This window comes from Sinomicrobium pectinilyticum, assembly GCF_003725735.1.
GTDB classification, from domain to species: Bacteria; Bacteroidota; Bacteroidia; order Flavobacteriales; family Flavobacteriaceae; genus Sinomicrobium; species Sinomicrobium pectinilyticum.
This window is the reverse complement of the sequence record NZ_RJTM01000108.1, coordinates 24,670-38,451: the sequence shown is the minus strand read 5'-3', so window position 1 is coordinate 38,451 and position 13,782 is coordinate 24,670. Positions and strand designations below refer to the sequence as shown.

Annotated in this window: 11 protein-coding genes; 8 read left to right on the top strand and 3 right to left on the bottom strand. The window is 44.1% G+C overall.

Annotated elements, in window-relative coordinates; all coding sequences use genetic code 11:
- Positions 1 to 432: a DoxX family protein gene (locus tag ED312_RS16030; protein ID WP_123217034.1), complete on the top strand. Its 432-nt coding sequence runs from the start codon at positions 1 to 3 to the stop codon at positions 430 to 432.
- Between the two features lie 63 nt (positions 433 to 495).
- Positions 496 to 1,137 (top strand): DinB family protein, encoded by a 642-nt coding sequence (locus ED312_RS16025; RefSeq protein WP_123217033.1) that lies wholly within the window; start codon positions 496 to 498, stop codon positions 1,135 to 1,137.
- 5 nt (positions 1,138 to 1,142) lie between these two features.
- On the opposite strand, the gene ED312_RS16020 is transcribed toward ED312_RS16025, so the two are convergent.
- A complete protein-coding gene (locus ED312_RS16020; RefSeq protein ID WP_123217032.1) occupies positions 1,143 to 1,796 on the bottom strand; it encodes a DUF2461 domain-containing protein in 654 nt (217 codons plus the stop codon).
- An 81-nt stretch (positions 1,797 to 1,877) separates the two neighbouring features.
- Positions 1,878 to 2,789: a DUF6268 family outer membrane beta-barrel protein gene (locus ED312_RS16015; protein WP_206363269.1), complete on the bottom strand. Its 912-nt coding sequence runs from the start codon at positions 2,787 to 2,789 to the stop codon at positions 1,878 to 1,880.
- A 259-nt stretch (positions 2,790 to 3,048) separates the two neighbouring features.
- Here ED312_RS16015 and ED312_RS16010 point away from each other — a divergent pair, with 259 nt between their 5' ends.
- The 4 genes from ED312_RS16010 (at position 3,049) to ED312_RS15995 (ending at position 6,878) form a co-directional block, all read left to right on the top strand.
- On the top strand, positions 3,049 to 4,074 hold the full coding sequence (locus tag ED312_RS16010) for a sensor histidine kinase (RefSeq protein ID WP_123217031.1): 1,026 nt from the start codon (positions 3,049 to 3,051) through the stop codon (positions 4,072 to 4,074).
- A gap of 3 nt (positions 4,075 to 4,077) precedes the next feature.
- Positions 4,078 to 4,818 carry a LytR/AlgR family response regulator transcription factor gene (locus tag ED312_RS16005; RefSeq protein ID WP_123217030.1) on the top strand — a complete coding sequence of 247 codons (741 nt, stop codon included), beginning with the start codon at positions 4,078 to 4,080 and terminating at the stop codon, positions 4,816 to 4,818.
- Positions 4,819 to 5,118: 300 nt separating this feature from the next.
- Positions 5,119 to 6,159, top strand: a complete 1,041-nt coding sequence (locus tag ED312_RS16000; protein WP_123217029.1) for a sensor histidine kinase — start codon at positions 5,119 to 5,121, stop codon at positions 6,157 to 6,159.
- Positions 6,156 to 6,878, top strand: a complete 723-nt coding sequence (locus tag ED312_RS15995) for a LytR/AlgR family response regulator transcription factor (protein WP_123217028.1) — start codon at positions 6,156 to 6,158, stop codon at positions 6,876 to 6,878. The genes ED312_RS16000 and ED312_RS15995 overlap by 4 nt, the downstream gene beginning before the upstream one ends.
- A gap of 152 nt (positions 6,879 to 7,030) precedes the next feature.
- Here ED312_RS15995 and ED312_RS15990 read toward each other — a convergent pair whose 3' ends face one another.
- Positions 7,031 to 7,789 carry a DUF2490 domain-containing protein gene (locus tag ED312_RS15990; RefSeq protein WP_123217027.1) on the bottom strand — a complete coding sequence of 253 codons (759 nt, stop codon included), beginning with the start codon at positions 7,787 to 7,789 and terminating at the stop codon, positions 7,031 to 7,033.
- A 324-nt stretch (positions 7,790 to 8,113) separates the two neighbouring features.
- Between ED312_RS15990 and ED312_RS15985 the strand changes: the two genes are divergently transcribed.
- Both ED312_RS15985 and ED312_RS15975 read left to right on the top strand, forming a co-directional pair.
- A complete protein-coding gene (locus ED312_RS15985) occupies positions 8,114 to 13,132 on the top strand; it encodes a DUF4132 domain-containing protein (RefSeq protein ID WP_123217026.1) in 5,019 nt (1,672 codons plus the stop codon).
- Between the two features lie 203 nt (positions 13,133 to 13,335).
- The gene (locus ED312_RS15975; protein ID WP_240643123.1) at positions 13,336 to 13,752 is read left to right on the top strand and encodes a hypothetical protein; all 417 of its coding nucleotides are present in this window, start codon (positions 13,336 to 13,338) and stop codon (positions 13,750 to 13,752) included.
- Positions 13,753 to 13,782: the final 30 nt, after the last annotated feature.

Below are 13,782 nucleotides of genomic sequence, written 5' to 3'. Positions count from 1 at the left end.
ATGGAAACACCAAAGAAGGTATCAAAAAAAATGTTCTGGACAGGAAAGATCATCAGTGTGTTGCTCGTTCTCTTCCTGCTCATGGACGCCGTTATGAAGGTTGTTAAGGCCACCCCTTCCGTTGAAGGTACAATAGCTCTGGGCTATCCGGAAAGCACCGTTGTTCCCATAGGTATAATCCTGTTGTTATGCACTGTGCTTTACATTATACCACGTACTGCTGTACTCGGAGCCATATTGCTTACCGGTTATCTCGGCGGGGCAACGGCAACACATTTTCGTGTGGAGCAGCCGGTTTATTTCGCTGTGATTTTCGGAATACTGGTATGGCTTGGTGTATATCTTTATGACGAACGCCTGCGCACTCTCATCCCTTTCCGGAAAAAGGATGTTACGGGTGAAAACCGGCCTCAAAAACAGGAAGACCATTAGTCCCCGGAATTTAAGATTCTATTGCTTTATTTTACTCATATCAAAAAACTAAAATCAGAAACCATGAAAAAAGTAAGTATCATTATTGCAGCCTTTGTCATACTGACCGCTTTCGGTACAAAGGATACCATCAGCACAAGTAATCACACAAAATCTTCGGTAATTGCCAAAGATGACAAGCAAGTTCTGCTGGACTATTTCAAAGAGACCAACAAAAACCTGTTGCAGAACGTAAAAGGGCTGAGCAGCGAACAATTGGAATTCAAGGCTGCCCCGGATAAATGGTCGGTAGCCCAGTGCCTGGAACATATTGTACTCACGGAAGGATATATTTTCGATATGGTGGAAAAACTGATGGGGGAGCCTGCCAATCCGGAACGAAGGGAGGAAATAAAAATAACCGATGAAGACCTCATCAAAGGGATGACCGACCGCAGCCAGAAAGCCCAGGCTCCGGAAGAAATACAACCTTCCGACAAATACACCAATGCAAAAGAAGCCCTCCAGGCTTTAGAGGAACAAAGGGCAAAGATCAAAAAATACATCAAAAGCAATGCCGTGGAAGATATGCGTAACCACGTTACCGATTCTCCTTTCGGCCCTATCGATGCCTATCAGTTTACCCTGTTCATCGCGGCACATAGTGCCAGGCATACGCTACAGATAGAAGAAATAAAAGCAGATCCCGGCTTTCCGGCCAAATAATACTATTATACCGTAACGGCCTTACTCAGGTAATTACGGAACGGCAGTAATTCCCTGTACACAGCGATCACCTCTTCCTTAAAACCGGGAGAAGTGATCGCTGTTTCCTTCAGATTATGCACCACAACATAACTCTTATTCCGCAAAAGATCTATGTGCGGGTGTTCTTTATCATATCCTTTGGGAGTGGTTTTCAGGCGATCATCATATAAACCCTCCGTAAATAATTTCCGGAAAGCAGGTTTATTCAGAATCTTCTGCAACTCTTCCCCGTCGTAGTCTATAGCATCGCGGATACTGGCAAGTATCTCTTTATCCGGCCGGTAAAAACCTCCTGCTATGAAACTCTCCGAAATACCAAGATGGATATAAAATTCGCTCTTATGCGGCGCCTTGTCCAGGACCGCTCCGAAATTGTCTTTATACACAGGCCTGTTCGGGTGATACAACAGGTTATTGTTTATCCTGTTCAGTGCTTTTCCGGGTGGGGTATGTTCATAGTCGGTATCTATTGCTGTAAGCTCGGCATCGAGGGCTTCCAGCCATTTTTTATAAGAATCCCTGACTGCATGGTATTCTTTCCGGTTGGCATCCATCCATTCTTTGTGGTTGTTTTTGTTCAGGTCCCGAAGAAAACGGAACAACCGCTTAAAGTCCATAGTATAAAATTTAAGGTTAAAAACAGCTGCAGGCCGCTAACCGTATTTTAGTCACGGAAGATAATAAAAAAAAGAAACGTATCAGAATTTGTACTTCAAGGCAATCGAAAAATAGGGGGCAGCAGAGAAATGGGGATTACGCTCATCATCATCACTTTTAAAAATGGACTTTAAATTCCTTTCCTGATAATATGCGTCCCTTCCGGCAGAGATACCTGCGGTAACAGGGATAGAAAATGATTTGCCAAGAATGAACTCGGGCTGAAGACCTGCTACAAAATACTGATGTGTGAACATCATCTTTTTACCGTTAATTTTTTCCAATGCGAGTGTCCCATTCAGTTCTGCTATTAGTTTTAACTTGAAATTTTCGTGTAGCTGCATCCCTGCCGAAACGGCAAGTCCGTCCACTGCGGAAGCCTTGAGTTCATAACGCCCGTTTAATTCCCAATTGAAGTAAAACCCGGGGAAGACCATGGGGTATCCTACTATATTATTTATAACAGGGCCCAACCCTATATCCAGGTTATCCCTTAAATGCCATATAAATATCACACCGCCATTGCCCAGGACATTATTTAATTGCACATCCGACACGTCGGTATGACTGGTATAAACCCCTGCGCCCAGCATAGCCAGGATAGACCATTTTTCGCCAATCGGCCTCATATGGAACAGGCCTACCTGTGCATTTACTATTTTATCCGGGCCAAGCGCTCTATCCATATTTTTATTATTAAAGAAAGTATAGCTTCCTCCTACGCCCAGGCCCCATATTGTAGGTTTGTTGTTTCCATTCGTCTTTACGGAAAAGGGAATCCTGGCATTCACCGAAAATATTTTCGCGTCCCCCTTGCCATCCGTTTTATTGTTGTCTTCACCCTTAAAACCGGAAGAACCTATATATTCTGTTTTCAGCTCAACCTGGGCATTTAATCCGGCCGACAGCAAGGTCAATAAAATCATGCAAAACAGTCTCATAATTGTTATCATAGTCATTGTTTTTAACAGTTAAGATCATCTCCGTATGGATTTGACCCTGCAAATATTAGCTGCAACGTCCCCCTGTTAAAATACATTTGACGAATGGCAATACTCCTTTGACGAATAGTAACGGTCCAATGGTATTATCTGTTAATTTTGCAACAGTGAAGTTCTTAGCAGAGATTCAACAGGCAAAGGCCAATATCTTCCGGTGATTACCGGCGCGATATACATCATTACAAATCAACAACCTGAGATTTTCAGAGAGATGAAAAATTATTTTTTCAGAAGTTATAACCGTGTCATTATCCTTATCTGGGCGATCATTGTTTTCCTGGTCTGGGTACAGTTCAAGGATCATTACCCACCTCTGCCGGCCCTTTCATTGATCGCATGTATTTTTATACCGACCATCCTGATTTCCTATTTTTTGAGCAATCGCCTGTTACAAAAGGCGATGTACCATAAAAAAATGAATGTTTTTATCGGTTGGTTCATAGGTTTGTCCGTACTTCTTTCATTTATGTATGCACTGACTTACCAAGGGTTTATGCTATTGGAAAAAAAAGGTTTTTTCACCTCTTCGCAGTGGATATATAAAGATTCCCTGCTATTGGAATTTGTAAGTGAATTACCAACTCCCTTCGTCATTAATCTCGGTTTTTGCGGACTGCGGTTTTATTACGAATATTCCAAGCTGGAGAAGATACATTTAAGGAGCCAGTTACAAATCCTTCAGGAACAGATCAACCCGCATTTTATGTTCAACGTGTTGAACCATATTCACATCCTGATGCAAAAAGATGTGGAACTGGCCTCTGCCCTGCTCGTTAAATATTCCGATATACTCCGCTACCAGCTTTATAACGGCAAAAAGGAATCGGTATCCTTAAACCAGGAAATACAATTTCTCCGGGATGTGATTGAAGTGGAAAAAATAAGGTGGGGAGATGCGTTAAAAGTGCATTGTACCTGGAAGATCAAAGACGGGGAAAAAGAAATACAGCCTTTGTTATTTATTACTTTTATAGAAAATGCCTTTAAACATGTTTCCCGCTCCCTGTCGGAAAAAGGATATATTAATGTATTTGCCGAACAAAAAAGGAATTCCTTTTATCTCGAAGTCGAAAATTCAAAATCGACACAGCAGTTACAAAAAAAGAATGCTTTGGCCTCGGGATTGGGCCTGAAGAATATCAAAGAACGCCTGGAAATCCTCTACCCCGGAAATCATAAGTTACATATCCATGAAACAGAGCTTTCCTATACCATTCAGTTAAACATCACATTGTAGATTATGGAAGAACAGCCTGCAAAACCTACGGACCATACCGTTTTGAAATGCCTGGTAACGGATGATGAACCCATTGCTAGGGAAGGGATCATTTCTTATATAGACAAACTGGATTTCCTGGAGGTTGCCGGGGTGTGTTCTTCCGCATTGGAAGCCGCTGAATATATCAAAAAATCTACCGTAGACCTGATGTTCCTCGATATTCAGATGCCACATCTCTCGGGAATGGAATTCCTCGAATCCCTGGATACCCCTCCCCTGACCATTTTAACTACAGCTCATTCAGAGTATGCCCTGGAAAGTTACAGGCTGCAGGTGGTGGACTACCTGTTGAAACCGATTACATTTAAACGTTTTTTCCAGGCGGCATTAAAAGCACGGGAAGCGTTCAATCTCCGAAATAAAGGCGAAGACCCCGATGCCCCGATGTATATCCGCCAGGGAGATTCTTTCGTGAAGATCATATGGAGGGACATACTCTATGTGGAAAGTATGCAGAATTATCTGAAACTGCACTTCAGGGATAAAATCCTCGTCATACACCAGACCATGACTTTCCTGGAGAATATCCTCCCGAAGGATTCTTTTTTCAGAATACACAAATCCTATCTGGTGCACCTCTCGCATATAGACCTGATAAAAGGGAACCGCGTTTACATTAATCATAAGGCACTTCCCGTTTCCAGGCAGAGAAAAGATGAATTTCTGAATACTGTGGTCTACAAGAACCTGGTGAGTAAATAATAGTACCCACGGGAACATTTTTATTTCCGATGTTCACGCAAAAGCCACAAGATCACGGCACAGGATATTTGCACTTTACCGGGATTTCCTTTCGTAAGGCCCGATTGTAAATCTGTCCTTTTCTTCCTTCCATTCCCCAATAATCACTATTTTGCATACGAAAACCGGGTATAAACACACTTTGTAAAAATGACATTTCATACCGTAAAAGCGGTTGTCTGTATATTGTTTAGGGGTCTTCGTACTTATTTTATTCTGATCACGAAGCTTAATTTGTAATCTTGTATAAGCAAAGAATATATGCTCTCTTTCGAAAAAGAATATAAAGGCTGGCCACCGGAACGGATTGCCAGGCACATCATTTACTGGAGTTGCTGGCTGACTTTCTATTGCGTGATCAACGCTTCTTATTATGAGACGGACTACCTGCAATGGTTTCTGCTGGAACTGATCTTCATGACCGTAAAAGTGCCTTATGCCTATTTCGTGGCTTATTACCTGTTTCCAAAATTTCTCTCTCAAAAAAAGTACGGCACCCTTTTTTTCCTGATGCTGTTCTTCGCCTTTCTGGGGGTGGGCTTCCTCGTGATCCTCCTGTCCAATTTTCCTCAGATCGCCTGGGGGCAACCTACCGAATTCTGGTCGGTCAAAACCTTTTTCAGGGCTATTGACCTGGTATACGTAGCCTCCCTGGTCGTGATTATAAAAATGATACAGCGGTATCTCCGGCAGGAACGGATGAATGCACAGTTAAAAGAAGATAAAATGGACGCCGAACTCCAGATACTGAAAAACCAGTTACAGCCCCATTTCCTTTTCAATACGCTGAACAATATATACAGCATAGTCCTTTCGGGGGATAAAAACGGGGCAGGGGCCATTTTAAAACTATCGGACATGCTGAGCTATATGTTGTATGAGTGTAATGTGGACCTGGTAGCACTGAAAAAGGAAGTAGCACTTATCCGGAATTATATCGAACTGGAAAAAATACGGTATGGCGACAGGACGGACCTTTCTTTTGAGGTAGACGGTGATGTCGGGGGAAAGACCATCGCCCCGCTGCTACTGATCCCCTTTGTAGAAAATGCCTTCAAGCACGGCGTGTTCAAGGATGAAAAACACTCGTGGATACGTATCCATTTACAAACGGATGAAAACCAACTGACCTTTATTGTGGAAAACAGTCTGCCGGAAAACAATAACGGGAGCCCCGGGGTGAAAAGCGGTATAGGGCTGAACAATGTAAAAAAGCGACTGGAACTGCTTTACCCGGAAAGACATTTTCTCAGTATGACCCAAACCGAAACTTTTTTGATTAACTTAAAGATAAGCTTATGAAGTGTATGATCGTAGAAGACGAACAGCCGGCGGTAAAGGTACTGGAAAGCTATATCGGGCATTTCAGTGACCTGGAGATCACGGGTGTTCACCATAATGCCATGGATGCCTTTACCAGTCTGCAGAAAAGCCCCGTAGACATTTTGTTCCTGGACATACAATTGCCAAAAATATCGGGAATCCAGTTCCTGCATTCGTTACACGACCATCCGGCCGTCATCCTCACCACCGCCCACCGGGAATTCGCTCTCGACGGCTATGAACTTGAGATTACTGATTACCTGCTGAAACCCATTTCTTTCGGAAGGTTTACCAAGGCCATTGCCAAGGTGTACAAGCAGCACCAAAAACCACTGAACATCCCGAGGGAAACTCCTGCGGACAATCGTGTCCTTTTTTCAGAACCGTTCATCTATATCAAGTCGGACCGGGAATTCATCAAGATTTATCTGAAGAATATACTGTACATAGAAAGTATCAAAAACCACGTTAAACTGGCTACGTTGTGCGGTAATTATTTTACGCTGATGAGCCTTTCCCAGGCCGAGGAAAAGCTGCCCGGAGGACATTTTATGCGGATACACCGTTCTTTTATCGTCTCTTTGGAACATATTTCAAAATTCACCCCTGCCGGTATACAGATCGGTAATAAATATATTCCCGTGGGCCGGCATTATAAAAAAGGATTCCTGCACTGGGTAGAAAAGAACATCGTATAATATAACCTTGAACTTACCGGGCGAAACGCCTCAAGCTTTTCCATATAAATTTGTATTCCTTTTAGCCGACCTGCACATATCTGCCGATATTAAAAACCGCTACGTGAGAGAGAAATACCACTTTCAAAAATAAGTTCCGTAAACCCTGCTTTCTATTTTCCGGACCGGAAGAGGTTCTTAAATATAATATCGAAGGCCACATAATGTGCATCCTGAGAGAAATCATTCCCCAGAAGGTTGTTCATATAACCGAAATTCAAGGTCACATCCTGCTTTGGCAGGTTCAGGGAATAATAGACAGAAAACCTGCTTTCGCCGTATTCCCAGGTATCCCAGTGTTCCTTTTTATCGGCAGCGTAAAGAACTTCCGCGGCAGTTATCAGTTTCTGGGTTTTATCCGGATTGAGGTTTATGGTCATTTTTCCGCTTAACCTGCCCCGAAACTGTGCCTTTTTCTTATAGGGTTCGAAACCGGGGGTATAGAACAACCTCAATTCCGGGCGGAACGTAAACGAAAAGCTGATGAACTCTCCCGGGTGCAGATAAGAATAACGGCCGTAAACCCTTACTTCCTGACGGGCATCATAAGGAGGCTCTTCGTTAAACTGGTTCTGCCACCTGTAACTCAATGCCCCGGAATATTTCCAGTGTTTGGCAAACCGATGTTCGATCTCCTGGTTGAATACATAAATGGTCCCCCTGCCGAAAGGATTATCACTTCCCGGGCTATTGGTACTCCCTATTCCTATAAAAGTGGTGGATGTAAGGTGCTTTTCTGCATTAAGGTCTTCCTTTACCCCGACGGCAAACCACCCGGAACTGTTTACTTCCCCCAGGCCGGGAGGTGTTATCTGGGCGGATACGGGTATATAGAGTAACCCGAGGAACAACATACTCAGCAATAGTCTCATAGGTGTCTTTATCAGATTATACGGCAAAGTAAAAACCGGAATTAGGAAAGAATCTGGAATTCCGGGCGGTTTCGGGAAAGTAATCCGGACTATAATTTTTTCACACTGCTAAAGTGCCGCAATAAAACAATATACCAGATTTACTTAAGGTAAAATTTGAAAAATCGGGAAGCCTTCATTATCCTTACCCCTTCTTACAGACCAAGGCGTCTTTATATCAGGCTTATATTAAATTATTGTCAACGAAAGGAAATCCCGGATTTCTGGTATACTGTTTTTTAAGCTAAACTGCTAAGTTTGTCTTCTATACAAACATATATACAAATGATTACCCAGGAACAGGCCCGTGAATATATTGGCACGCAACAAAAGATACAGGTAACCGAAAAGGATCTGTCCGCCTTTTCCAGACCCTACCAGGTACTCGGGAGAATTATTACGAACCAAACCCGGAAGACCTTCGGTAGTGTTGCTCATATCACCATTTATGTAAACCACGTCAGTAAAGACCCTGCCTTTAATCCGTGGAGATCAGCCGAGGGCAGGCGCCTGGCCGAATTGCTTTTTGGCAGTATCAGGGCTCCCTACATAGAGGGTATATGGGATTTGGTCTTCTCTTTGCCCTATCAGACAGGCTATTACAGGAGACCTTTCCGCAACAAGCCTTCTGTCACCTATAACCAGGTACAATTGCAGCAACTGCAATCCCTGTATTCTTCCGGAATTGCAGGTTTTGCTTTCATCCCTTTTGAAGAGCAAATACGATATGGCAGCCTGTTCCATCATCAGTACGAAAGTCATGCCTTATTGTTCTCGCTATTATTGAAAACAGCTCCGCAAACCTATTTCCCGGTTTTCGAAGATATCATTAACGGTGAGGACGAAACAGGATCGGTAAGTGCGCAAATTATCAAAGCCCTACTGCTTTCCGAAAACCCGGAACACTGGAAGCCCGTAGGCAACCTCCTTTTGGCGGCACAGCGACAGGAAGGACTGCGTCAAACTATTCTGGAAGTACTGGATTTTACCTCTATAGGGGCACTTGAATACATGACAAAACTTATTCTGGATGAAGATCTGTACCGCTTCAGCAGCGTGGTCCGGGCAGTGGATTCATGGTTCGGTTTTGGCTGGGAAGCCCCTAAAAAAGCCACTATACAACGTATATTAACCATTGTATTGAAACTATTACAGGACCCGGGATCTGTTTCCGAAGCCGCCGGAAGCCGGGATCATCTGGAAGCTTATACGGCATTCTGGGTAAAAGGACTGACCAATGTCGATGAAGCCAATAAAATGGCATTCGATACGGTTTTCAGTGATACTGCCGGTAAAAATGAAAAACTGGTAGCCCTGTTTTTCATTCATGAGACACAGCGTACCCGTAATGAACTGGTTGGTTATGCAGAAAACCATTTCGGAAAAGACGAAGAATACGATTACTGGATGCTCCTGAACATGCCGGAATTTAACCTCAGTGATCCCTTTTTTGCAAAAATAAGACAACGCGCGGAAAGCCTTCCAAAAGAGGGAAAAACATTTTCCGGAAACGGATTCTCATGGAAGAGCTACAAAATCACTCCGGATTATTTTTACAGGTTCCTCATCAATAAAGCCTCGGAAAAACAACTGGAAATATTAGGCTCCGGCCTGGCTGCATTACCTTCCGAAATAAGGGAATTTTACATGCGTACGGTTTTCCCGGGGTTCTATACCTATTCTGCCCGGTACAACAACAATAAGACAGAAGCTGCATTTAATCCTCCCAGGGGTTCCTGGCAGCGTACCGTAGTGCTTCAGGCCATACAGGACAGAAACGAATCGGTTTCCGCCACAGGGATGAACCTGTTCCGCAAAATGGAACTGTTTCCGGAAGAACTGGATGTTCTGGAACAATTGCTGGCACGAAAAAGCAAACACATCCGCTCCGGCAGTATAGACGTATTGCTGAAACAACCCGAAGAACCCTTAAAACAACGCATCCATAACCTCCTCTCCTCCGCCAGACTACCGCAACGCCTGGCAGGGCTGGAAATACTCACGATACTGTATGACAAACAGCAATATCCGGATTTTGTAAAAGCGCAGGCAACGCAATACAAAAACAGGGCCCTCAGTAAAAACGAGTCTGTTTTTATTGATAAACTCCAGGACCGCACCAGCGAGTATTCGTTCGAAAACGGATTTGGCATCATCGATTATGACAACCTGAGCCCTTTATTTAATCCCGAACAAAAATTCGAGCGTAAGACCGGGATCTCCTTCCTCAAAAAGAAAAACAGTTTCCTCTTTAAGAGCTTTATGGATACCGGTAAAATCGTTTCCCAGTTAAACAGGCTTATTTCGCTTTTTGAAAAACACAAGGATTATGAGTACCGGGCCAGAGGATACCAGGATGAAATTGTAACTACATTACTTTCCCAACGGCTGGATTATGTGTACTCCGGAGAAAATGTACGCAATCTTCCCGTAAATCAACGTTTCCGGCATCTGGTACTGGCGGAAACATGGGAAAAATGGTATGAAGAAAGTACTTTAAACGATCTGGAACTCATGGTATGCCTGTACTGGTGCAGACAACTGGAATACCCATACCGCCAGGCCGGGCTCACCCCGGAAGCCGGGAAGTTCAGGGACATTTATATCCCGAAAATCGAAGGTCTGCACCTTAAACCACGGCCTCATGCCTACCAGACAGACCCCGTACTCAGCAAAATGTGTGTTCTGCTCTCCCTCTTGACAGAGACTTTTGCAGACGTCACGACCATCACAACATTCAAACTTGATGTCATGGAAGATATGCTGGCCGGTATACCGCCGGAGCTTAAAGAGGTTTCGATGACCGTTGGCGATAGCTATAATCACAGGGACTGGTATCAAATCATCCCGGAACTGGCCTTTGATATCCGGGAACATGAAGTAATGTCACTGGTACCGGAACAGCAATTGCGGTTCTGGAACATGCAGCAATACCTTATGGCGCATGAATTGAATTTCCCGGCAAAGGTAACCGACATCAAAGAAATAATTCCGGCCATTCCCAAACTGAATGCGGACAGCAGGTACAGAAACCATGAAAACACTTCATTAAAACTTACGCTGGACCTTTACAAAGACGGGTATATTACGAAAGAGGACGTACAGTTACTCGCACTTATGAATCCCCCCTTTTTCTACTACCTGGACGGGGGTAATAACTATTTGAAAAACCGCTTCAAGGACATGGAGCGCCCCCCGGTGATGGAAACGGTAAAATATAACATGCTGGCCGTGGAACTGGAACGGGGCGATCTGGAAACCGAAGTATCTCCTTATGTAAAAAGCTTTAATGTAGTGGAGGGCACGCGCTATTTTCACAGCATCATGCAACGCATGAAAAACGAGAAGTTTGACCGGGGCAATGGTTATTACGACACAAATACCAGGTCTAGAAGTTTCAGTCACCTGCTGAAACACACCATTCCGGCAGAAGACGAACCACTCTCTGATTTTTCCCAGATGATGGATTCCTTAAAACTTACCAGAAAACGGAACATAGAAATTGCATGTTTCGCTACACAATGGGCAGACTGGCTGGGCGATTATCTGAAAATAGATAACCTGAAAGAAGCGGTATGGTGGTTCCTGGCACATACGACCGATTACATGACTGCCGAAAAAGAAACGGTTATTTCCAGATATTCCGGTATACCAAAGAACGATTTCAGCAGGGGTGCCATAGATATTAACTGGTTTAAAAAGGTATATGAAAGCCTGGGAAAGACCAATTGGAAATTACTGCATGAATCGGCCAAATACCTCTCGGACGGAATGGGCTACAGAAGAGTGAAAATTTACTCTTCCGTACTATTGGGAGAGACCAAAATACGGGAAACTCTCAAAAAAATCACCGAGAAAAGGGACAAGGATTATGTCATGGCCCTCGGGCTGATCCCCATCAGCAAGGCAAATCCGGAAAATGACCTTCTCAAACGCTATGACCTGTTACAAACCTTCCTTAAGGAAAGCAAACAGTTCGGTGCCCAGCGCCAGGCCAGTGAAGCCAATGCGGTGGAGATAGGGCTGGACAACCTTGCCCGGAATGCCGGGTACGAAGACCGTATCCGGTTCAGTTGGGCAATGGAGGCCAAAGCCGCACAAAAGATCATGGAGAACCCGGGAGTGGTTAAAGATGATACGGAAATAGCACTGGTAGTCACCCCGGATGGGAAAGCCGATATACGGGTGACCAAAAACGGAAAGCCACAAAAATCCATTCCCGCCAAATACAAAAAAGATAAAGACATATTACAGCTCAAAGCGCATAAAGAATATCTCAAAAAACAATACACCCGTACCCGGGAATCCCTGGAAAATGCAATGATAAGGGAAGACAGCTTCTCCTCCGGGGAAATCGCGGGTATTATGGAGCACCCGGTAGTTAAAGCAATGCTTGGCAAGCTTGTACTGTTTAACAGGGAAAAACAATTTTCCGGCTTTTGGAATAACAGTACATTAACAGATCCTGCGGGGAATTCGGTTACACCGGACAAAGAGGACAAACTGGTTATTGCGCATCCCGTACATCTCTATCATGCCGTACAGTGGGACCTGTACCAGAAATATCTTTTCGATCACGCCATTGTACAGCCCTTCAAACAAGTATTCCGGGAATTATATCTGCCTACTGAAAATGAAATGGAATTGAGCAACCGTTCCGAGAGGTATCAGGGACATCAGGTTCAGCCCAGGAAAACGATCGCCCTGTTACGATCGCGGGGATGGACGGTAAATTACGAAGAAGGTCTTCAGAAAGTATTCCATCAGCATGGTGTAATGGCTACGCTTTATGCCATGGCAGACTGGTATTCACCGGCAGAAACAGAAGCCCCTACACTCGAAGAAGTATGTTTCCACTATCTGAAAGATTACCACAAGGTACCCTTAAAGGAAATAAACCCGGTAATCTTCAGCGAAGTAATGCGCGATGTGGACCTGGTTGTAAGTGTGGCACATGTAGGGGAAGTAGATCCGGAAGCCAGTCACAGTACTATGGAAATGCGTGCGCTTCTTGCCACGGAATCGGCCCGGTTGTTTAAATTGGATAATGTGGAGGTAAAAGAACGTCATTTACTCATTACAGGGAAGCTGGCGAACTATAGTGTCCACCTGGGAAGCGGTATTGTATTTAAGGACGGATTACAGTTGTCCATCATCCCGGTTCACAGCCAGCACCGCGGACGGGTATTCCTTCCTTTTATGGATGATGATCCGAAATCGGCAGAGATCATTTCGAAAATGAAATTACTGGCCGAAGATTCCGGGATCAAAGACCCGACTATTCTCGCACAAATCCAAAAATAATAAATACCAGACTGTTATGAACGGAAAAACCTTAGGTTTGCAACAGGCTGCCACGGATACGCAAAATAATTTAAGAGAACGATTGATTTCCCTCATGAAAAGACGGGACAATCCGTGGCCGGGATTTGCAGGAATTAAAATAACGGCAATGAATCCCATCTCCGTCGGGAGCAGGGTTCCGAACCGAAACTCATACTAATAACATGCAGGATATCCGGCTTCAATTAAAAAGACTAGGGAAAAAGAAAGTAAAAACGGTAGTATTTCCGGTGGAAAAATATCCGGAAACACTTTCCGGCCTCATAGAGCAATGCGTAATAAGCGAAGTAAAACGTTACAATAACGAACGTACGGAAATACTATTGAGCCCGTTCCTGGCCCCTTCGGAAATCCAGGAAAGATCCGGAGAGGGAAAAATCGGGTTCGGGAATATTTACAATACAACACCGGCAGATACGGACAAGGCCATAGAAAGTGCCATGCTTGCTTTCAAAGATGGGCTTTTCCTGGTATTTGTCGATGACGAGGAAATAATCGCTCCCGATCAGCCCCTGCAACTTTCACACAACAGCACCATTACCTTTATAAGGATGACTTTTCTGGCGGGGACGTACTGGTAATATTCTTGTTTTTCCCGGAAATAACCTCAT